The 21,551-nt window shown below is 72.9% G+C and carries 18 protein-coding genes and 1 riboswitch; of the genes, 8 read left to right on the plus strand and 10 right to left on the minus strand.

The genetic code is table 11. The annotated features are described in order from the left end of the window. Positions 1-87: 87 nt before the first annotated feature. The 5 genes from ABZ857_RS39785 to ABZ857_RS39805 form a co-directional block, all read right to left on the minus strand. Positions 88-816: a phosphoadenylyl-sulfate reductase gene (locus ABZ857_RS39785; protein ID WP_079314141.1), complete on the minus strand. Its 729-nt coding sequence runs from the start codon at positions 814-816 to the stop codon at positions 88-90. Positions 817-877: 61 nt separating this feature from the next. Next, complete coding sequence (locus tag ABZ857_RS39790; protein WP_076434694.1) at positions 878-1,030, minus strand: Insertion element protein; 153 nt, start codon at positions 1,028-1,030, stop codon at positions 878-880. Between the two features lie 76 nt (positions 1,031-1,106). Then, positions 1,107-2,789 (minus strand): nitrite/sulfite reductase, encoded by a 1,683-nt coding sequence (locus tag ABZ857_RS39795; RefSeq protein WP_357054620.1) that lies wholly within the window; start codon positions 2,787-2,789, stop codon positions 1,107-1,109. 146 nt (positions 2,790-2,935) lie between these two features. Further along, positions 2,936-3,019 (minus strand): putative leader peptide, encoded by an 84-nt coding sequence (locus ABZ857_RS39800; RefSeq protein WP_357054749.1) that lies wholly within the window; start codon positions 3,017-3,019, stop codon positions 2,936-2,938. Positions 3,020-3,103: 84 nt separating this feature from the next. Continuing rightward, positions 3,104-3,238, minus strand: coding sequence for a hypothetical protein (locus ABZ857_RS39805; RefSeq protein ID WP_357054623.1), 135 nt, complete (start codon positions 3,236-3,238; stop codon positions 3,104-3,106). Between the two features lie 182 nt (positions 3,239-3,420). Here ABZ857_RS39805 and ABZ857_RS39810 point away from each other — a divergent pair, with 182 nt between their 5' ends. The 5 genes from ABZ857_RS39810 (at position 3,421) to ABZ857_RS39830 (ending at position 9,587) form a co-directional block, all read left to right on the plus strand. Further along, on the plus strand, positions 3,421-4,389 hold the full coding sequence (locus ABZ857_RS39810) for a YihY/virulence factor BrkB family protein (RefSeq protein WP_357054626.1): 969 nt from the start codon (positions 3,421-3,423) through the stop codon (positions 4,387-4,389). A 32-nt stretch (positions 4,390-4,421) separates the two neighbouring features. Further along, positions 4,422-5,894: a serine/threonine-protein kinase gene (locus tag ABZ857_RS39815; protein WP_357054629.1), complete on the plus strand. Its 1,473-nt coding sequence runs from the start codon at positions 4,422-4,424 to the stop codon at positions 5,892-5,894. A gap of 24 nt (positions 5,895-5,918) precedes the next feature. Further along, positions 5,919-6,020, plus strand: a riboswitch (ZMP/ZTP riboswitch). A gap of 27 nt (positions 6,021-6,047) precedes the next feature. Beyond that, complete coding sequence (gene glyA, locus ABZ857_RS39820; RefSeq protein ID WP_357054632.1) at positions 6,048-7,307, plus strand: serine hydroxymethyltransferase; 1,260 nt, start codon at positions 6,048-6,050, stop codon at positions 7,305-7,307. Positions 7,308-7,680: 373 nt separating this feature from the next. Next, positions 7,681-8,796, plus strand: a complete 1,116-nt coding sequence (gene rsgA, locus ABZ857_RS39825; protein ID WP_357054635.1) for a ribosome small subunit-dependent GTPase A — start codon at positions 7,681-7,683, stop codon at positions 8,794-8,796. A gap of 110 nt (positions 8,797-8,906) precedes the next feature. Then, a complete protein-coding gene (locus tag ABZ857_RS39830) occupies positions 8,907-9,587 on the plus strand; it encodes a phosphoribosyltransferase family protein (protein ID WP_357054638.1) in 681 nt (226 codons plus the stop codon). A gap of 84 nt (positions 9,588-9,671) precedes the next feature. Here the strand turns inward: ABZ857_RS39830 and ABZ857_RS39835 are convergent, their stop codons facing one another. From ABZ857_RS39835 to ABZ857_RS39845, 3 genes are all read right to left on the minus strand, one after another. Next, a complete protein-coding gene (locus tag ABZ857_RS39835; protein WP_076434697.1) occupies positions 9,672-9,986 on the minus strand; it encodes a WhiB family transcriptional regulator in 315 nt (104 codons plus the stop codon). Positions 9,987-10,102: 116 nt separating this feature from the next. After that, complete coding sequence (locus ABZ857_RS39840) at positions 10,103-11,008, minus strand: sucrase ferredoxin (protein WP_357054641.1); 906 nt, start codon at positions 11,006-11,008, stop codon at positions 10,103-10,105. Between the two features lie 279 nt (positions 11,009-11,287). Continuing rightward, positions 11,288-12,805: a glycerol-3-phosphate dehydrogenase/oxidase gene (locus ABZ857_RS39845; protein WP_357054644.1), complete on the minus strand. Its 1,518-nt coding sequence runs from the start codon at positions 12,803-12,805 to the stop codon at positions 11,288-11,290. Between the two features lie 57 nt (positions 12,806-12,862). Here ABZ857_RS39845 and ABZ857_RS39850 point away from each other — a divergent pair, with 57 nt between their 5' ends. From ABZ857_RS39850 to ABZ857_RS39860, 3 genes are all read left to right on the plus strand, one after another. Then, the gene (locus tag ABZ857_RS39850; protein WP_357054647.1) at positions 12,863-14,464 is read left to right on the plus strand and encodes an FAD-binding oxidoreductase; all 1,602 of its coding nucleotides are present in this window, start codon (positions 12,863-12,865) and stop codon (positions 14,462-14,464) included. Between the two features lie 19 nt (positions 14,465-14,483). Continuing rightward, positions 14,484-15,983, plus strand: a complete 1,500-nt coding sequence (locus tag ABZ857_RS39855; protein ID WP_357054650.1) for a metallophosphoesterase — start codon at positions 14,484-14,486, stop codon at positions 15,981-15,983. 130 nt (positions 15,984-16,113) lie between these two features. Continuing rightward, positions 16,114-17,739: a bifunctional 3'-5' exonuclease/DNA polymerase gene (locus ABZ857_RS39860; RefSeq protein ID WP_357054653.1), complete on the plus strand. Its 1,626-nt coding sequence runs from the start codon at positions 16,114-16,116 to the stop codon at positions 17,737-17,739. Between the two features lie 128 nt (positions 17,740-17,867). On the opposite strand, the gene ABZ857_RS39865 is transcribed toward ABZ857_RS39860, so the two are convergent. Further along, positions 17,868-20,003, minus strand: coding sequence for a protein kinase (locus ABZ857_RS39865; protein ID WP_357054656.1), 2,136 nt, complete (start codon positions 20,001-20,003; stop codon positions 17,868-17,870). 152 nt (positions 20,004-20,155) lie between these two features. Next, positions 20,156-21,541, minus strand: coding sequence for a DUF1116 domain-containing protein (locus ABZ857_RS39870; protein ID WP_357054659.1), 1,386 nt, complete (start codon positions 21,539-21,541; stop codon positions 20,156-20,158). Between the last annotated feature and the right edge of the window lie 10 nt (positions 21,542-21,551).

Raw genomic sequence — 21,551 nt, forward strand, 5'->3', positions numbered from 1 at the left:
CCCCCCCCCCCCCCCCGCCGCCCCGGCGGGGCGCGCGCCCCCCCCCCCCCACCGCGATCAGCGGCGCGTCTCCGTGCGGGACGGTCGTCACAAGTGGATGCCGCACTCGATCTTGCCGAGGCCGGCCCAGCGGCCGCTGCGCGGGTCCTCGCCCGGCGCCACCCGGCGGGTGCAGGGGGCGCAGCCGATCGAGGGGTAGTCGTCGTAGTGCAGCGGGTTGATCAGCACGCCGTTGTCGGCGATGTAGTTGTCGACGTCCTCCTGGGTCCACCGGGCGATGGGGTTGATCTTCACCATCTGCCGCTTGGCGTCCCACTCCACGACCTTGGTGTTCGCCCTGGTGGGCGACTCGTCACGGCGGATGCCCGACACCCAGGCGAGGTACGGCTCCAGCGCCCGGTTCAGCGGCTCGACCTTGCGCAGGTAGCAGCACAGGTCGGGGTTGCGCCCGTACAGGCGCGGCCCCAGGTCGCGGTCCTGCTCCTCGACGGTCCTGGACGGCTTCACGTTGATCACGTTGACCTGGTAGACCGCCTCGACCGCGTCCCGCGTGCCGATGGTCTCGGCGAAGTGGTAGCCGGTGTCGATGAACAGCACGTCGACGCCGGGCTTGACCCTGCTGACCAGGTCGATCAGCAGGGCGTCGCTCATCGACGACGTGAGACAGAGGCGGTCGCCGAAGGTGGCCGCGGCCCACCGGATGATCTCCCGGGCGGGCGCGTCCTCAAGGAAGCGCGCCGCGGACTCCACGATGCCCTGGAGGTCCAGCGTCACCCGCTGCCGCTCCAGCCCTGCCTCTATCTCCGCCACCGACATCGTTACTCCTCACACGTCGTTCTTTGATTCATCGGATGATGGGACGAAAAGCCTTCGGGTATCACGAACGCACGCCGAGGCCGAGGAATTTCACCCGGAAGGCACGGGCGCAGGATCTGCAGTACCATCCGTGGCTCTCCTCCTCGGTCACGTAGGGCTCCAGGTCCTCCTCGCCGCAGTACGGGCAGTAGAACGGCGCCGCTCGCTCACTCATGCCACCCCCTCGCCTGGCGGCTCGGGGTCGCATTCGCGAAACGCGCTGTGCCTACTGATTCGCTCGCTCCGCTCGCTCATTTGAGGTCGGCCTCGTCGGCGCGCTGGACCCATTCGGCGAAGGTCTCGCCCTCGTTCTTCTGCTTCTCGAAGTTGCGCACGACCCGCTCGATGTAGTCGGGCAGCTCCTCGGCGGTGGCCTTGAGCCCGCGCACCTTGCGGCCGAAGGTCGGGTTGAGGCCGACGGAGCCGCCCAGGTGCACCTGGAAGCCCTCGACCTGCTCACCCTTGTCGTTGGACACGAGCTGGCCCTTGAGGCCGATGTCGGCCACCTGGATGCGGGCGCAGGAGTTCGGGCAGCCGTTGACGTTGATCGTGAGCGGCTCGGCGAAGTCCGGCAGACGCCGCTCCAGCTCGTCGATCAGGGCCGACGCGGTGGCCTTGGTCTCGACGATCGCGATCTTGCAGTACTCGATGCCGGTGCAGGCCATGGTGTGGCGGCGGAAGGTGGACGGGTTGACCTGGAGGTCGGCTGCCTCCAGCTCGCGGACGATCGACTCCACCTGGTCGGGGGCGACGTCGAGGATGACCATCTTCTGCTCGACCGTCGTACGGACCCGGGTCGACCCGTGCCGTTCGGCGATGTCGGCGATGCGGTGCAGCGTGTCGCCGTCCAGCCGGCCCACCCGCGGGGCGAAGCCGACGTAGAAGTTGCCGTCCCGCTGGGGGTGGACCCCGACGTGGTCGCGCCGGCCGCCGCGCGGCGCCTGCGGAGCCGGGCCGTCGGGCAGCGCGTACTTCAGGTACTCGGTCTCCAGGACCTGGCGGAACTTCTCCGCGCCCCAGTCGCTGACGAGGAACTTGATCCGCGCCCGGTGGCGCAGGCGGCGGTAGCCGTAGTCGCGGAAGATGCCGGTGACCCCGGCCCACACCTCGTGGACCTGCTCGGGCCGGACGAACGCGCCGAGCCGCTTGGCGAACATCGGGTTGGTCGACAGGCCGCCGCCCACCCAGACGTCGAAGCCGTGCTCGCCCTGCTCGTTCACCACGCCGACGAACGCGACGTCGTTGATCTCGTGGACGGTGCAGTGGGCCGTGCAGCCGCTGATCGCCGTCTTGAACTTGCGCGGCAGGTTGGAGAACGCCTTGTCCCCGACGTACCGGTCGTAGATCTCACGGATCTGCGGGGTGCCGTCGATCACCTCGTCGGCGTCGATCCCCGCCAGCGGGCAGCCGAGGATGACACGGGGAGTGTCGCCGCACGCCTCGGTGGTGGACAGGCCGACCGCCTCCAGCCGCCGCCAGATCTCCGGCACCGACTCGATCTCGATCCAGTGGAGCTGGATGTTCTGCCGGTCGGTGACGTCGGCGGTGCCCCTGCCGAACTCGTTGGAGATGCCGGCGATCACCCGGAGCTGCTCCAGGCTGAGCTGCCCGCCGTCGATGCGGACGCGCAGCATGAAGTAGCGGTCGTCCAGCTCCTCGTCCGGCAGGATCGCGGTCTTGCCGCCGTCGATCCCGGGCTTGCGCTGCGTGTAGAGGCCGAACCAGCGGAACCGGCCGCGCAGGTCGGCGGGGTCGATCGAGTCGAAGCCCGCCTTCGAGTAGATGTCGATGATCCGCTGACGGACGTTGAGCCCGTCGTCGTTCTTCTTGTTCTCCTCGTTCTTGTTCAGCGGCTCACGGTAACCGAGAGCCCACTGACCTTCGCCGCGCGGGCGCTTGTGGTGGCGGTTCGCCGGGCGGGCCGGGGTGCTCATGGGCACACGTCCTTCTCCGAGGCTCGGTCTGAGATCGGTATTCGGCGGACGTCGGCGCAGGCGGCCTCTCACCTCGCCGTCGAGTGTGAGGGCATACGAAAAAGACGCCTGGCCGAGCGCCCGGATGGATCAGCGGAGGGCGACGGTCAGCCGGCGTCGATACAGATCGCGCTACGGACACGCAGGAGATCGACGTGGCGTCGCACGACGAGCAACGGGTCCGCTGGCATGTCCCAAACGATACCTCTGAGATCCTGGATGTCCAAGTTCCTGTCCAGGATGCGGGATCGTCACGGCAATGTGACGGATGGTCGTCAGCCCTTGCGGATCCAGTTCTCCGGCGGCTCGGCCTCGCGATCCCTCTCGGACGGCTCCTGATGCTGGCAGTCGCACCAGGACCCGCCGCGGCACTCCTCGTGCCGGTGCTCCCTGCACGCTGGGCAGATCATGTCTCCATTGTTCACGCCGTGTCACGGACAGATGACAGGGGTACCCGCCGACAAGTTCGTGAGGGGTCCTCGCGAGCAGGGGGCGGGGGCCCCTATTCTGGGCGGCGACAATCCGCCCGCAGATCACGTACTAACCGCCGCGGCAGCGGGTAGAGCCCAGTTCTCATGACCGGTTGGGTGCCATGACCTCCACGGACGCGCCGTCGCGCAGGCCGCGGCACATCACGCGCAAGGGCATGGCGCTCGCCCGCGCGCGTCTCACCTGGCTGCGCGACACGAACGTCTGGGCCCTGGTCAAGGCGACCACGATGGCGGGCGTCAACTACCGGGTGACGGGCCTCGCGGGCGAGGCGGCGTTCTTCGCGCTGCTGTCGCTGCCGCCGTTCGTGCTCGGGCTGCTCGGCGTCATGGGCCACCTGAGCGGGCTGCTCGGCCCGGCCGCCATCGGCGAGATCAGGCGCTGGGTCGTCAACCAGTCCGAGCTGCTGTTCACCGACAACACCGTCCAGCGGGTCGTCAAGCCGCTGCTCGCCGACGTGCTGAGCGGCGGCCAGGTGTCGCTGATCTCCGTCGGCTTCCTGCTCTCGCTGTGGTCGGGCTCGCGGGCCCTGTTCGTCTACGTGGACCTGATATCCATCGCGTACGGCCTGGGGGAGAGCAGGGGGATCATCCGCACCCGGGTCCTGTCGTTCGGCCTGTACCTCGCGGCGCTGCTGATCGGGCTGGTCGTCATGCCGATCCTGGTCATCGGGCCTACCCTGATGTCCAACGCCCTGCCCAGGTACGCCGTGCTCGTGGGCGTCCTGTACTGGCCCGTGGTCGTGATCGGCTCGGTGCTGATGCTCACGCTGCTCTACCACGTGAGCGTGCCGCACCGGACGCGCTGGTGGCGCGAGGTTCCGGGGGCCGTGCTGGCGCTGGTGATCTGGATCGTGTGCGCCGCGTTCCTGCGCGAGGTGCTGGCGGCCTGGTTCACCCCGCTGTCGATCTACGGCTCGCTCGCGGCGCCGATCGCCGTGCTGCTGTGGCTCTACATCACCGCGCTGGCCGTGCTCATCGGGGCGACGCTGAACGCGGAGGTGGACCGGCTGTGGCCGCTGGGCGGCGCCACCCGGCACGAGCACCACCACCGCAAGTCCGGTAAAGGCTGATCCATCCCGATAGCGGTGGAAGGATGGCGTCGATGGACGCACAGCCTTCCGCCGGCGACCCCACCACGACCCACCGGCGCACGATCGGCCCCTACGTCCCCGTACGCCGCCTGGGGGAGGGCGGCATGGGCATCGTCTATCTCGCCCGCGACCCGCGGGGCCGCCAGGTGGCGCTCAAGGTCATGCGGCCGGAGCTGGCCGCCCAGGAGGAGTTCCGGGCCCGGTTCCGCAAGGAGGCGGAGGCCGCCAAGCGGGTCGCCAGGTTCTGCACCGCGCCGCTCATCGACGCCGGGCGGGACGGCGACCGGCACTATCTCGTCACCGAGTACGTCGACGGTCCCGACCTGTCGTCGGTGATCGACGCGCAGGGCCCGCTCTCCGGCTCGAACCTCGACGCGCTCGCCGTCGGCGTCGCGACCGCCCTCGCCGCCATCCACGAGGCGGGGATCGTGCACCGCGACCTCAAGCCGTCCAACATCCTGCTCTCGCCCCTCGGACCGCGAGTGATCGACTTCGGCGTGGCCCACCTCGCCGACACGCTGGCCGAGCGGACCGGGACCGTGATCGGGACGCCCAGTTACATGTCGCCCGAGCAGGCGCGCGGGGAGCCGGTGACCTCCGCGGCCGACGTCTTCGCGTGGGGCTGCGTGGTCGCGTACGCCGCCACCGGAAGGCCGCCGTTCGGCGGCGGCGCGGCGCCGGAGGTCCTCTACCGGGTCGCGCACCACGTGCCGTACCTGACAGGGATGGACGAGCGCCTGCGTCCGCTGGTCGAGCAGGCGCTGGACAAGGACCCGGCCCGGCGGCCGAGCGCCCAGCGGCTCCTCGACCGGCTGCTCGGCCGCGAGGAGGTGGCGGTCGAGGCCGCCACGAGGATCGTCGGCGACATCTGGGCGACCCCCACCGAGACGACCCTCCACGCGGGTGCGACGCCGGCCAGCGCGGCACGGGACGGCGCGGCACGGGACGGCGCGGCACGGGACGGCGCGGGGTTGGACGGCGCGGAGGGCGGGCGGCGCGCCCGCCGCTGGGTGCCGGTCGCGGCGGCCGGCGGGGCGCTCGCGGTGGCCGCCGCGGTCCTGCTCCTGGTGCTTCGCCCCTTCGGCGGCGGATCGACGCCGAAGGGCCCGCTGGCGGCCCGGGACGTGAAGATAGGCGGTGAGTCGCTGCACGTGACGGTCGACTCCGTGCGGCGGCGTGGCACGTCCGTGAGCGTGCAGTGGACGATCAAGGTGACCGGCGGAGACCAGTGGTGGCCGATAGGCCTGTTCGGCCAGGAGTTCTCCGGGGCCGCCCTCGTGGACCCGCCCAGCGGGTCGAAGATCATGCCCGCTCGCAAGGACGGCGCCTGCCTGTGCAGCAAGCTACCGGCGCAGATCTTTCATCAGGGTGACGTGCTCCCTCTCTACGCGACGTACACCGGAGTGCCGGAGGATCTGGAGACGGTCGGCGTGGATGCTCCCGGGTTAGGGCTCTTCGCCGACCTGCCCGTCTCGTCGGACTGAGGGGGTCGTCCCGCTCCGATAAAGTGGGGAGGTCGCGACTGGCGCTGACGTGCTCCTGTGGCGCGTCGCTAGGTGGGGCACCACCGGGGAGCGAATTCGCGGAGGCCGTGCGCCTGGGTCGCCGCCGCCGTCGACGTGGAGAAGGAAGGCGCCATGGCTGAGAACTCGCTGAACGTCGTCGATCCCGAGATCGCCGAACTGATCAGGGCGGAGGAGCGCCGGCAGGCCGACACCGTCAAACTGATCGCGTCCGAGAACTACGTGTCCAGGGCCGTCCTGGAGGCGACCGGGACCGTCCTCACCAACAAATACTCCGAGGGATACCCGGGCAAGCGCTACTACGAGGGCCAGCAGGTCATCGACAAGATCGAGACGCTGGCGATCGAGCGGGCCAGGTCGGTCTTCGGCGTGAGCCACGCCAACGTCCAGCCCTACTCGGGCTCGCCCGCCAACCTCGCCGTCTACCTGGCGTTCCTGAACCCGGGCGACACCGTGCTCGGCATGGGCCTGCCGTTCGGCGGCCACCTCACCCACGGCTGGTCGGTGTCCGCCACCGGCAAGTGGTTCAACTCGGTCAGGTACGGCGTGCGCCGCGACACCGGCCGCATCGACATGGACGAGGTGCGCGCGCTGGCGCTGGAGCACCGGCCCAAGCTGATCTTCTGTGGCGGCACCGCGATCCCGCGCACGATCGACTTCCCGGCCTTCGCCGAGGTCGCCAGGGAGGTCGGCGCGGTGCTGGCGGCCGACATCGCCCACATCGCGGGCCTCGTCGCCGGCGGCGCCCACCCCTCGCCGGTCGGGCACGCGGACGTGATCTCCACGACCACCCACAAGACCCTGCGCGGCCCGCGCGGCGCGATGCTCATGGCGAACTCCGACGAGGTCGCCAAGGCGCTCGACAAGGCCGTGTTCCCCGGCCTGCAGGGCGGCCCGCACAACCACACCACCGCCGCCATCGCCGTCGCCCTGCACGAGGCGGCCCAGCCGGAGTTCAAGGCGTACGCCGCGCAGATCGTCAAGAACGCCCAGGCGCTCGCCGACGAACTGCTCGCCCGCGGGTTCGACCTGGTCTCCGGCGGCACGGACAACCACCTGATCCTGATGGACCTCACGTCCAAGGGCGTCGGGGGCAAGCCGGCCGCGCAGGCCCTCGACCGGGCGGGCCTGGAGACCAACTACAACACCGTGCCCTTCGACCCGCGCAAGCCGTTCGATCCGTCCGGCATCCGCATCGGCACGCCGTCCGTCACCTCACGCGGCATGGGCGAGGCCGAGATGCGTCAGATCGCCGCGTGGATGGACGAGGTCGTCACCGCCGTGGCCAAGGGCGACGCGGAGGACGTGATCGCACGGGTGCACGGCGAGGTCACCGAGCTGACGAGCCGGTTCCCCGCGCCCGGCCTGTCCTGATCGCCCCAACTCGACGAGCGACGGCTCCCCGCGGCCTCCTGAGGCCGTGGGGAGCCGTTTTCGTGCGGGCCGTGGGCGGTTCCGTACGGCCGGTGCGCGCGGCTCAGGACGGATCTATTCGGCTGCGCGGCTTGATCGGTTGCGCGGCTTGATCGGTTGCGCGGTTTTAGTGGGTTGCGCGGTTTTAATGGGTTGCACGGCGCCGTGGGGGTGCTGCTAGTGTTCCCCCCATCGCCGCCACAGGGTGCGGCCAGGACCAGGGAGGTGAGGACTATGCGGGTCTTTCTGACGACCATGCCGTCCGTCAACTCCCGGGTGTCCGCCTAGTCTCTTCTCGCTGGGACACCCGGTCTCCGAAGGGTGTTCACCAGCAGTGTTCAACGATCTTTCTCTTCTCGGCTGGCACGACGGGCTCGCGGAGCAGCTCCCCGACCTGCCCGGCGGCGCCGTTCCCGCGCGAGTGGCGCGGGTCGACCGGGGCGCCGCCGAGGTCATCGCCGCCGACGGAACCCACCAGGCGCGGTTCGGCGCCCGCGTACGCAGGGCCGCGGCGGCCGACCCGCTCGCGCTTCCGTGCGTGGGGGACTGGGTCGCGCTCACCCGGCTCGACATGTCCTCCTCCCATGGGGGCCGCTACGAGCTGGCCGAGGTGCTGCCCCGCCGCACGGCCTTCGTCCGGGGCGGCGTGAGCCGCGACTCGCGCGGAGGTCTGTCCGGCGACGGCCAGGGCCAGGTCCTGGCCGCGAACGTCGACGTGGTCTTCGTGGCCGAGCCGTCCATGCACGCTACGGACTTCGCGGATCTCGGCAGGATCGAGCGCCTCGTGGCGCTGGCCTGGGAGAGCGGCGCCCGGCCGGTCGTGCTCGTCACCAAGGCCGATCTCTTCGAACAGGGGCTCGGCGATCTCCTCGCCGACGTGGAGGCGGCGGCGCCGGGCGTCGACGTCCACCCGGTCTGCTCGCTCACCGGAGACGGGGTGGACCTGGTGCGCGCCCACCTCGGCGCCTCCGGGACCGCGGTGGTCCTCGGCCCATCGGGCGCGGGCAAGTCGACGCTCGTCAACGCCCTCGCCGCCGCGGAGGTCATGGAGACCCAGCAGGTCAGGGCCGCCGACGGGCGGGGCAGGCACACGACCGTCCACCGGCAGCTCATCCCGCTGCCCGGCGGCGGGCTCGTCATCGACACCCCCGGCATCCGCCGGGTCGGGCTGTACGAGATGAGCGAGGGCGTCGACCTGGTCTTCTCCGACATCGAGGAGCTGGCCGAGGGCTGCCGGTTCTCCGACTGCCGGCACCGGGAGGAGCCGGGCTGCGCGGTGCTCGCGGCGGTCGAGTCGGGCGAGCTGCCCGAGCGGCGGCTGGAGAGCTGGAACAGGCTCCAGCGCGAGGCCGCCTGGATGGCCCGCCGCACCGACGCGCGGCTGCGCGCCGAGGAGACCCGCAAGTGGAAGACCATCCACAAGCAGATGCGGGGCATGAGCCGCCCGTGACGAGCCCGGCGGACGAGGGAGCTCACGCGTGTCCTCGTCCGCCGTGGCCGGTCCCTGTTCGCCGGGCCGCCCGGGGTGCCTCCCGCGCCGGGGCTGGGTATGACCGGGGCATGAGGACGACGCGGGTGCGGCTGCCGTACGCCGACCGCGCGGAGGCGGGGGCGCTGCTCGCCGAGGTCCTGCGGGACACGGACCCGCGGGACCCGGTGGTGCTCGCGCTGCCGCGCGGCGGCGTGGCGGTGGCCGCGCCGATCGCGGAGCGGCTGCGCGCCCCGCTCGACGTGCTGGTGACCCGGAAGATCGGGCATCCGGCGCGGCCCGAGCTCGGGGTCGGCGCCATCGCGGAGGGCGGGCGGCCCGTGTTCGACGCCGAGATGCTCGACCGGCTCGGCCTTGAGCCGGAGGACGTCGCGGAGGTGACCGGGCGGGAGCGGCGCGAGCTGGCCAGGCGGGTGCGGGTCTACCGGGGAGAGCGGCCGCTACCGGACCTGCGCGGCCGTGACGTGATCGTGGTGGACGACGGCCTGGCGACCGGAGGCACGGCGCGCGCGGCGCTGCGGGCTGTACGGACGATCCAGGCGGGGCGGGGCCGGGTGACGCTGGCGGTGCCGGTCGCCGCTCCGGAGACGGTGGAGGCGATGCGGGGCGAGGCGGACGAGGTCGTCGTGCCGGCGACACCGGAGAACTTCCGCGCGGTGGGCCAGTGGTACCTGCGGTTCGACCAGCTCACCGATGACGACGTGCTGGGCCTGCTGGCCGCGGCGGGGTGTGGAGGGGCGGATGAGACCTGAAGGGCGCCCCGCGTGCGCCGTCGCCCAAGGGGGACGGGACGCGGAGCGCCCAGCGGTGACGCGTGTCGGGGAAGGGGGAATCGCTCAGGCGACGGCGCTGATGCCGGCACTGGCGGCGCGGCGCATACGGCGGCGACGCTCGGACGCGCGCTCGTCCTCGTTGAGGCCGCCCCACGTGCCGTACTTCTCCGGCCGGGAGAGCGCGTAGTCGAGGCACTCCGCTCGCACAGGACACTGAGCGCAGATGGCCTTGGCCTTGCGCTCCCGGATGTCGCGCTCGGGCTGACGCTCACCGTCAGGACCGAAGAACAGCACCAGGTCCTCTCCCCGGCACGCGGCATCATCCTGCCAACCCCAGCTGGGGCGCGGGCGGGCGAGCTGCCGACGTACCTGAGACATGAGAAACCACCTTTGGTGAGAGGTATTTCAGTGTTTGTGCCGCATTGGACGCTTGTGGCGTCCCTTGTGCCAACGCCGGGACAGGCCGTGGTGTTCCCGGCTCCGGGGCGGAGCCCTCAGGTCAATGCCGGCGTGAGCTCGCTCAGCTCGGCCAACCTGTAGGTCGGGATTCCGTCGGCGCAGGTCATCCCGCACGGTGCCGTGAACACCGTGGGTTCGACCACGACCCGAAACCGCGACGTCCCACGCTCCGTCGTGCGCCGCACGACGCAGATCGTGGTGTCGTCCACCGACCGGGAGGATTCCACGGCCACCCCGCCGACCGAGATCTCGCCGGTATGCGCCCGGACGAAGTGCTCGGCGGCCTGCAGTGGCTCAGGGATACCCGCGCGTCCCCGGAAACGGTCGAGGACGACCTCGCCGTGCCGGTACGCGTTTGCCGCCGCGATCGCAGCAGCCTGAGACATGCTGCCGTAGTAAAGCCCGTGTGGCAAGCATACGAGGTTGGCGGCGTATCGATCGCCGCCGACATGTGTGGTTTCCCACACTTCGCCGGGCAGGTTCTCGTCCAGGAACCGCGCCAGCGGGAGCCCCAGACGCGCACAGCACGCGTTGTGCCGGCCGTGCGTGCAGACCAGGTACATCGGCTCGTTCACCAGTATGCAGGACTCCGGAACCACTCCGTGCACGAGTGCGCCCAGGTCAAGATCGTCGGGACGCTCCACGAGGCCCTCCGCGAGCCACGGATCGTCCACCGCGGACGCGGCCACGTAGACGTGCAGGGGGCCCGTGAGGGCCTCGCGGCGGCCGGGGCGGCGGATCAGCTGCGGCCGGATGTCAAGTGCCCGGGCACGGGAGATCAGCCGGTGGACGTCGTCCGGCAGCCGGCACTCCTCCAGTTCCGCGGCCCAGGGCCCCGCGTGCTCGATGAGCAGCCAGAACCGGCCCTTCTTGGTCGCGCTCGCCAGGATCGGCGCCTCCCCCGCGTGGCAGGCGGCGGGGTGCTCGCACCCGTTGGCCATCCGGTCCCGTCCTTCTCTCGTGTTTCTTAGGTAAGACTAACCTTATCCAATTGAGCCGGAGGTCGCGGGAGTGGGGCCGTAAATCCACATTAAATCCGTAAATGTCCGGATACTCGCAGTATGTGCATCGCGCCGCCGCGACGAGGGGCCGAGCGCGCTCAGGCACAGGCGACGCCGAGGGTGAGCGCCGATCAGAACCAGACCGGGCCGGCCCGGCGGCGAAGGCGGGCGCCCGATCGGGGCAGGCGGGCCGGCGTTGACGGCGAAGGCGGGCGCCGGTCAGGAGTAGGCGAGGGCGGCCTCGGCGGCGGGAAGGGCCGCCGCCCGGTCCTCGGGCACCAGGCCGATCCTGGTCCGCCGGTCCAGCAGGTCGCCGGCGTCCAGGGCGCCCTCGTGGCGCACGGCCCACACCAGTTCGGCCCGGGTGATCCCCAGCGCCACCGGCTCGGCCAGCGCCGGATCCGCGCGCATCAGGTCGCGCACCGCCCAGGCCTCCGAGCCGTACCTGCGGGCCAGCCGCCCGGGCGTGCCCGGCCGCACCGGCCCGGCCCCGACGAGGGGCAGCCGCGCCGTACGGCTCGGGCGGGCGTGGGGGCAGGCGGCGTCGACGGCGTCCTCGGCCATCCGCCGATACGTGGTGAGCTTCCCGCCCACGACCGTCACGACGCCGTCCGGCGAGCGCAGCACGGCGTGGCGGCGGGACAGGTCGGCCGTCCGGCCGTCAGGGGAGGCCGGCGCGTCGACCGCGTCTGCCGTGCCGACCAGGGGCCGCAACCCGGCGAAGGCGCCGGCGACGTCCGCGCGGGACAGCGGCCGGTCCAGTGCCGTCCCGACGACCTCCAGCAGGAACGTCACGTCGCTCTCGGGAGCCTCGGGGACGTCCGGGATCGGGCCGCCGAGCGGCTCGTCGGTCAGCCCGGCGTAGACCCGCCCGTCGGCCTGGGGGAGCACCAGCGCGAAGCGGGCGCGCTCGCCGGGGATCGGCACGTGCAGCCCCGCGCGCAGCGCGCCGAGGGCGCCGGGGCGCAGGACGAGGTGCGTGCCCCGCGAGGGACGCAGCGCCACCGACGGCGTCAGCTCTCCGGCCCACACGCCGGTCGCGTTGATCACCGCACGGGCCCGGATGTCGAACTCGTCGCCGGTCAGCTCGTCGCGCACCCGGGCGCCGTCCCTCGTGAGCGCCAGCGCCCGGCACCGGGTGAGGATCCGCGCGCCGTGGGCGGCGGCCGTACGCGCCAGCGCCACGACCAGGCGGGCGTCGTCCACCACCCGGCCGTCCCACGACAGCAGCGCCCCGCGCAGGCCGTCCGCGCGCAGCGACGGGGCGAGCGTGAGCGCCCGGCCGGCCGCGAGCCGGGAGGGGCCGGGCAACAGGCGCCGCGGCGTGCCCGCGGCGGCCCGCAGCGCGTCGCCCAGGCGGTAGCCGGCCATGAGGGTCGCGGCCTGACCCCGGGCGACGTCCGGCGTCAGCGGCAGCAGGTACGGGTGGGCGGCGACCAGATGGGGCGCCGTGAAGCGCAGCAGGGCGTCGCGCTCCACCGCGCTCTCCCACGCCACGCCGACCTGTCCGCTCGCGAGGTAGCGCAGCCCGCCGTGGATCAGCTTGGAGCTCCACCGGGAGGTGCCGAACGCCAGGTCGTGGGCGTCCACGGCGGCCACCGACAGCCCGCGTGAGGCGGCGTCGAGCGCGGCTCCGGCCCCCGTCGCGCCCAGGCCGACCACGAGCACGTCGACGACGTCCGTACGCGCCTCGTCGAGCTCCCATCGGCGCCTGGCCGCGTTCAGTGAGGAGTTCATGTCCCCTCCACTACTTGCGCATTACTCTTGAGTAACCTACCTGGAGGCGCGACGGCTATGGAAACCCCTCTCACTCCGGCGGAACCCATGCTCTGGTCGGGCTGGGGCGATCCCGCCAAGGCCGCCGAGCTGCCCGCGCCGGTGCGCGACCTGCTGGCGGAGCTCCTCGGCGTCCGGGCGCCCGCCGCCCCGGCGGCGACGTTCGGCGAGGTGCGGCTGCCGCCCGCGGCGCTGCCGCCGCCCGTCCTGGCCGCGCTGGCCGCGATCGTCGGGGACGAGCACGTGCGGGCCGACGACGACGCCCGCATCCGCCACACCCGGGGCAAGTCCACCCCCGACCTGCTGCTCATGCGCGCGGGGGACGCCTCGGACGCGCCCGACGCCGTCGTGCTCCCCGGCTCTCACGACGAGGTGGCCGCCGCGCTGCGCCTGTGCGCGGAGCACCGGGTGGCCGTGGTGCCGTTCGGCGGGGGCACCTCGGTCGTCGGCGGGCTCGTGGCGGCCCGGCCGGGCTTCGCGGGCGTGGTCGCGCTCGACCTGGCCCGGCTCAACCGGCTCGTCTCCGTCGATTCCGTGTCCATGGTCGCCGAGCTGGAGCCGGGCCTGCGCGCGCCGCAGGCCGAGCAGCTCCTCGCCGCGCACGGGCTGACGCTCGGGCACTTCCCCCAGTCGTACGAGTACGCGACGCTGGGCGGGTTCGCGGCGGCGAGGTCCAGCGGGCAGGCCTCGGCCGGGTACGGCAGGTTCGACGACATGGTCGCCGGCATGACCGTGGCGACGCCCCGGGGCACGCTGGAGATCGGCCGAGCGCCCAGGTCGGCCGCCGGGCCGGACCTGCGCCAGGTGTTCCTGGGCTCCGAGGGCGCCTTCGGGGTGATCACCTCGCTGCGGCTGCGCGTCCGCCGGGCCCCCGCCGTCCGGACGTACGAGGGCTGGCGGTTCGCCACCTTCGCCGAGGGCACGGCCGCGATGCGGCGGCTCGCGCAGCAGGAGGGCCCGCCGCCCACCGTGCTGCGGCTGTCGGACGAGACCGAGACCATGGTCGGGCTCGCGAAGCCCACCGACCTCGGCGCGGCGGGGCGCGACTCCGGCTGCCTGCTGGTGGCGGGCTTCGAGGGCTCCCCGGGCGACGTGGCGTACCGGCGGGACCGGGCCGCCGCCGTGCTGGTCGAGGCGGGCGGCGTGCACCTCGGGCCGGAGCCGGGGGACAAGTGGGCGCAGGGCCGGTTCTCCGCCCCCTACCTGCGCGACTCCCTGCTGGCCGCCGGGGCGACGGTGGAGACGCTGGAGACCGCCTGCTTCTGGTCCAACCTGCCGCGCCTGTACGACGCCGTACGGCTGGCCCTGCTCGGCGCGCTCGGGTCACCGCTGGTCATGTGCCACATCTCCCACGTCTACGCCACGGGGGCCTCGCTGTACTTCACCGTGGTCACCGCGCAGACCGGCGACCCGCTCGGGCAGTGGGCGGCGGCCAAGCGCGCGGCGAACGAGGCGATCGTGCAGGCGGGCGGGACGATCTCGCACCACCACGGCGTCGGCCGCGACCACCGCGAGGCGTACGCCGCGGAGATCGGCGACCTGGGCGGCGAGATCCTGCGGGGGATCAAGGAACGCCTCGATCCCGCCGGGATCCTCAACCCGGGTGTGCTGATCCCGTAGAAACGCCAAGATTGTTCCCATGGTCGATGTGGGCGCGGCCGCCGCGCGGGGGAAGCAGGTCTCGTCACGGGTGTCGCAGTCCGGAGCGGGCTGGGACTGCTCGCAGATCGGCACGTTCGACGCGCTGCGGCCCAACCGGAACTCCTTCACCTGGCTGAACCCCGCGACGCTGTGGCGGTCCCGCAACGAGGTCCTCGCCCAGTTGCTCGGCGACCCCTCGCCGCAGGTGCGCCGCCGCTGGGTGGCGGCCCAGCGCGAGCGCGGCGCCGACCCGGACTTCCGGATCAGGCTCGACCTGGGCGAGGAGTTCTCGTTCCTGGTGCTCGGCGACACCGGCGAGGGCGACGCCTCGCAGTACGCGGTGGTGCCCGGGCTGCTCAAGCTCGGCGCGGACACCTCGTTCGCCGTCATCGCGAGCGACGTGATCTACCCGACCGGCTCGGGCAACGAGTACGGCGACAAGTTCTTCCGGCCGTACAAGGACTACCCGGCCCCGATCTTCGCCGTGCCCGGCAACCACGACTGGTACGACGGGCTCGGCGGCTTCATGCGGGTCTTCTGCGACGCCCACCCCCTGTCCGCGGAACAACGGGGTTTCCGGCTCTCGCCGGACGGGCTGCGCGGGCTCCTGTGGAAGAGGCCGGAGACGATCGACGAGGACGCCCTCGCCGAGGCCAGGAGGATGCGGCCCAACCCGGGCCCGGCGCTGCCGGGACCGTACTGGGTGATCGACACCGGCCGCCTGCTGCTCGTCGGCATCGACACCGGGATCAAGGGCACCCTCGACCGCGAGCAGGGCGACTGGCTGCGCCGGGTCTCCGCCGATCCCCGGCCCAAGATTCTGATCACCGGCAAGCCGATCTACGTCAACAACGCCTACCATCCGTGCGACATCGAGGGCGGCGGCACGGTGGACGACGTGGTCCGCGACCCGGCGCACAACTACGTCGCGGCCATCGGCGGCGACGTGCACAACTACCAGCGCTACCCGGTCAGGGTGGAGGGGCGGCTCATCCAGTACGTCGTGTCCGGGGGCGGCGGGGCGTTCATGCACGCCACCCACACGATCCCCCGGGTGGACGCGGGCGGCGTCCACGAGGACGACTTCAAGTGCTACCCGCTGCGCGGGGACTCGCTGTCGTTTTACAGCCTGCTCTACAGCAGGAGACTGCGGCTGCGCGGGCTCTACATCACCCCCGAGGAGGGGCTGGCCCTGATGTCCCGGCGGATCGGCAACACCCCTCCCCGGCCCACGCCCGGGGCGCCGATCGGCGCCCGGGTGAAGTGGGCCGCCCGGCTGCTCGGCGGCTGGCCCATGCCGTTCCGCCTGCCGGTGGGACGGGTCTTCCACCGGTACATCTCCGAACTGTCCGACTGGGACACCCCGCCCTTCTTCAAGAGCTTCCTCCACCTGTCGGTCACCGGGGACACGCTCCGGCTGCGCTGCTTCGCCGCCACGGGCTGCCTGCCCCAGGAGGAGGAGCCGCCGCTGGAGGACGAGGTCGAGATCCCGCTCTGACCGTCGCCCGAGGGGTGCTCGATCGTGGGCACCGCGTCAGGCGGCCCGCGAGTCGCGCCGCGAACGTCCCGGCCCGGCGGCTCAGCGGCCCGGCGGGTGAATTGTCGGTCTGGCCTGGCACGCTGGTGGGGTGCACGTTGTGGTGGCGGCCGACGCCGAGGGGGGCGGCACCGTGAAGCCTCTCGGCGGGCCGGCGAGCCGGGTCTCCGATCTCGCGACGGCCGTGCGCTCGCTGGAGGCCGCCGAGCGGCCGCGCTGGGTGTGGGCCGACGCGCGCCGCGTCTACCCGGCTCTCCTGTCCGCCGGCGTACGGTTGTCGCGCTGCCACGACGTCGCGCTGACCGAGGGCCTGCTGCTCGCGGCCGACGGGCGTTACGGGGAGCCCAGACAGGCCCAGGCGGCCTACGCGCGCCTGCGCGGCCTCCCGGTGCCCGACGACCCGCACGAGGCGTCTGACGCGCACCAGGCGGGCGGCACGCAGGCGAGTCTGTTCGACCCCGCGCCGCCCGGGCCGGGCGTCCCCGAGGCCGACATGGTCGCCGAAGTGTTCGAGGACCAGCGCCGCCGCGTCGCGCGCACTCCCGATCCCGGGCGGTTCCGCCTGCTCGTCGCCGCCGAGTCGGCCGGTGCGCTGATCGCCGCCGAGATGGGCCACGACGGCATGCCGTGGCGCGAGGACGTCCACGACGCGCTGCTGACCGACCTGCTCGGGCCCCGTCCCGCCCACGGCATGCGGCCCGCGAAGCTCCAGGCCCTGGCCGACGAGGTGTCGGCCGCCTTCGGCCACCTCGTCAACCCCGACTCCCCGCAGCAGATCGTCCGGGCGTTCAAGACCGCGGGGATCGAGATCCCGTCCACCCGCTCCCACGTGCTGAAGACCGTCGATCATCCGGCCGTCGCGCCGCTGCTGGCGTACAAGGAACTGGCCCGTCTGCACAGCTTCCACGGCTGGACCTGGGCCGCGCAGTGGGTCAGCGGCGACCGCTTCCGTCCCGAGTACGTCGCGGGCGGGGTGGTGAGCGGCCGGTGGGCCACCAGCGGCGGCGGCGCGCTGCAGATCCCCAAGGTCATGCGCAGGGTCGTGGTGGCCGACGACGGCTGGACACTCGTGGTCGCCGACGCCGCGCAGCTCGAACCCCGGGTGCTGGCCGCGCTGTCCGGCGACCGGGGGCTCGCGCGGGCGGCCGGGGAGATCGACCTGTACGCCGCGCTGGCCCAGGCGTTCGGCGGGGTCCGCGAGTCGGCCAAGATCGCCATGCTGTCCGCGATGTACGGCGGGACCAGCGGCGACGCCTCCAAACTGCTGGCCGTGATGCGGCAGCGGTTCCCCAAGGCGTACGCGTTCGTGGAGGACGCGGCCCGCGCGGGGGAGGAGGGGCGGCTCGTCCGCTCGTGGCTGGGCCGCACCTGCCCGCCCCCGTCCGAGCGGTGGCGGCGCCTGGTGGCGGGGCCGGAGGGCGGTCGGGCGGCCAGGGACCGGGGGAGGTTCACCCGCAACTTCGTCGTGCAGGCCACCGCGGCCGAATGGGCGCTGACGCTCCTCGCGGTGCTGCGGGGGCTGCTGCCCGATCCCGCGCGGCTGGTGTTCTTCCAGCACGACGAGGTGATGGTGCACTGCCCGCTCGACCTGGCGGGCGAGGTCCGCGAGGCCGTGGGCCACGCGGCGGACGAGGCGACCCGGCTGCTGTTCGGCGACACCACGGTCCGCTTCCCGATGGAGGCGGTGGCCGTCACCTGCTACGCCGACGCCAAGTGACCCCGCCGCCCGGTCCGTGTCCGGTCCGTGTCCGGCGCGGGCCGGGGCGATGTTCCTGGCGCGCCTCCGGCACGACCACCGGCAGCGCTCCGACGAGCGACCGAATGTGTGGGGACAGGCCGCGGCCGTCAGGCGGGACGGAAGGTGCTCCAGAGGGCCTGCCGTACCGGTGCGGCGGACTCGTTCCAGTCGAAGTCGGGCGAGGCGAACATGATCGCATAGGCGCGCCCGCCGGTCTCCAGGTAGCGGATGACCGCGTGAACGGTGACCTCGCTGGTGTTGGTGTAGGTGTACTCCCAGTCGGCGGCGGGGTAGCGGTAGTCGACCTGACGCAGCTGGACCTGGGTGTAGTCGGTGAAGTCCTTGATGTCGAGGTTCTGCTCGGCGGACCGCAGGGCCGCGAGGCTGCCGTCCGGGATCCTCTTGATCGTGATGCTCTGCCCGCTGTCCTTCGGGCCCGTGAGCCTGACGGCCCCGTCGTCGGCCGCGGCGCTCCAGTCCTTCGGCACCGCCAACGACACGCCGCCCTCGGTCACCATGCGGTAGCCCTGGGGCACGCGTACGGCCGCCGACGGGCGCCCGGTCGGCGCGTTGGAGCCGCCCGTTCCGGCGGAGGGGTCCGCCGCGGCAGCCGTGGTCTCCTCCCGCGTGACCGCGGCCTCGTCGTCGTCCGGGCCGCTCGGCAGCAGCACGAGCACGATCGCGACGATCACCGCGACGACGGCCACGCCGGCCACGATCGGCAGGACCTTCGACCGGCCCTCGCGGTCGGGGACCTCGTCGGCCCGCTCCTTGCGCCTGCGCCCCACCCGGGGCCGGTGCGGGCCCGTGGCGTCGGCGACCGGCCCGGATCCGGCCGCCTGCGCGGAGACGGCGCGCGCGGTGGCGGCCTGCTCCTGGTGCGCCGCGTGCTGCGGTGCCGCGTGCTGCCCGGGCCGGTGCGGCTGCTGCGGCGTCCCGCCCAGGTCGCCGGGCATGTCGCCCGGCGCGGGCGTCGGCCACATGGCCTCCTTCGGCCGCTCCGGCGCGTGTGTCGAGCCCGACGGGGACGACAGCGGGTCGAAGCCCGTGTCGAAGGCAGGGGTCTGCCCGAAGGCGGCCACGGGCCCGAACGCGCCCGGAGGCTCGTACGCGGGCTCTGCGGGCCGCGGCTCCCCGGCACGGGGCTCCCCGGGGCGGGGTTCCATGGGGTGAGGGTCCATGGAGCGCGACGCCGCGGCGCCGCCGGGCAGGTTCTCCGCCGTGAGCGGCACGCGGACCGGGCCCGAAGGCGTCTCGATGATGCGCGAGGGCAGCGGCCCCGAGGGGATGTCGAGCGGCGGCAGCAGCCCCGCGGGCGTGGAGTCCTGCGGCGTCGGCACCGAGGACGGCGTTCCGGCCCGTCCCGGCAGCCCCGCGCCGTGGTTGTGCAGCACCCGCTCCAGCATCTCCGCGACCTGCGCGGCCGGAAGGCGGTCGGCCGGGTTCTTGCGGAGCAGGCCCTCGATGACCGGCAGCAGCGCGCCCGCCCGGCGCGGCCGGTTGGGCTCCTGCGTCAGCACCGCGCCGAGCACGGCGACCGCGTCCGGTCCCTCGTACGGCGGGCGGCCCTCCACGGCGGCGTACAGCGTCGCGCCGAAGGACCACAGGTCGGCGGCGTGGGTGATCGGGCGGCCCTGCAGGCGCTCCGGCGGGATGTAGGCGGGCGAGCCCATGAGCAGCCCGGTCTGGGTGATCGTGACGTCACCCTCGATGGCGGCGATGCCGAAGTCGGTGAGCACCACGCGGTCGGCGGTGAGCAGCACGTTGCCGGGCTTCACGTCCCGGTGGAGGATGCCCGCGGCGTGGGCGTGACGCAGCGCGTCGAGCACCCGGATGCCGATCTCGGCGGCCTGCACGACCGGCAGCGGGCCGCTCTGCCGTACGGCCTGCTCCAGGGACCAGGCGCGGACGAGCTCCATGACGATCCACGGCCGCCCGTCCTCCTCGACGACGTCGTGGACGGTGACGATGCCGGGGTGGCTGAGCCGGGCGGCCGAGCGCGCCTCGCGCAGCATGCGCCGGTGGGCGGTCTGCGCGCCGGCGTTGTCGAGCCCGAACGGAAGGAGCAGCTCCTTGACCGCGACGTCCCGGTCCAGCAGCACGTCGTGGGCGTGCCAGACCATCCCCATGCCGCCGCGGCCCACCGGGGACAGCAGCCGGTAGCGCCGGCCGACGAGACGTCCCTGCCCTTCGGGGGCGCCCCCCGTGGGGACGCGGCCCACAGGTCCCTGACCCTCTGGCATAGGGGGGACCATACCGAGCAGGCGATCGGTCGTCATAGATAAGGTCCCCAATTCACGCTCGCTCCGCAAGATCCCCCGAACGGACCGTGCGAATTGCATCGGATATCTGAGGTTGACGACGATATTACGGTCTGATGACGGTCAAAGGGAATTCATCCGTCGGCCAGCGCGTCGAGGGCGGCCGTGAACGCCTCGGCCGGCGGGCTGACCAAACCCGCTCCCACCTGCCCGGTTCCGGCGATCCTGCCCGCGATTCCGGTGTTCACGACGGGCAGCAGACCGGTCCTGGCCACGAGCGCGACGTCGATGCCGGCCGGCGTGCCGCGGAAGCCCAGCCCCGGGATCTGGTACGCCGGGTGCTCGGCCATCGTGATCTCGTACATCGAGGTCGTGGCCGCCACCGCGTCGGACACCTCGCCGCCGACGAACCGGACGATCGCCGGGGCCGCCGCCATGGCGAAGCCGCCCAGGCCCGTCGTCTCGGTGATCGTGGAGTCGCCGATGTCGGGGTTGGCGTCGTCCGGGCCGTACCCGCCGAGGTACAGACCGTCGGGCACACCGGCGGGGCCGGTGAACCAGCGGTCGCCGAGGCCCGACACCTGTATTCCGAAATCGGTTCCGTTGCGCGCCATCGCCACGACCAGGCTCGACCCCGGCACCCCGCGCGCCGCGTCGGCGCTGACTTTCGCCGCCGCCATTCCCGCGTTCAGGAAGAAATGATCATTTCCATTGATGAATCGCAGCACCTCGGCCGCGCGGTCCGGGGCCGCCTCCACGACCGCGGGCGCGATCTCGCGCACGAGTAGGGACGTCGCCGCGCGGTTGCGGTTGTGCAGTTCGTCGCCCATCTGCAGCGCCTGGGCGACGAGCGCGCGCAGGTCGAGGGGTCCGCACCGTTCCAGCGCCGCCGCCAGCACCGGCCCGAGCACCTCTCCCATCCAGCGCAGCCGCTCGATCACCTCGGGCCCGTACGCGCCGTAGCGCAGGACCTTGCCCAGTCCCTCGTTCAGGGAGCAGTAGGCCGTGCCCCCGCGCTCGGCGTCGGCGACCTCCAGCATCCACATCGACGGGCTGACCACCCCCGCCATGGGGCCGACCGTGCGGTGGTGGTGGCAGGAGTCGAGGGTGATCCCCGCGCCGGAGGCCAGGCGCTCCTCCGCCTCCTCGGGGGTGGCCGCCAGGCCCTCGAACAGCGACGCCCCCACGAGCGCCCCCCGCATCGGCCCGGAGGCGCGCTCCCAGGTGATCGGCGGACCGGCGTGGAAGAACTCCCCGGCCCGCAGGCCGAGGACCTCGCGCGCCGGACGTACGGCGGTCAGCATGGGCCGGGCCGACAGCATCCTCCCCACGGCGGTGGCGTTGGCGCTCTCGCGCCGGGGGTCGGCGAGCACCCGGGCCAGGGCCGCGGAGCTGCCCGCCATCGGCGGCCGCCAGTCGACCTCCCGCCGCGGCACGGCCTGCCGGTCCAGCGCCTCGCCCAGCACCTGCGCGCCCACGGTGATGACGCGCGGCTCGCCGTACAGCATGGAGAGGGTCATCGGGCTCCGA

Source organism: Microbispora sp. NPDC046933 (assembly GCF_040644635.1).
In the GTDB taxonomy this organism is placed as follows: Bacteria; Actinomycetota; Actinomycetes; order Streptosporangiales; family Streptosporangiaceae; genus Microbispora.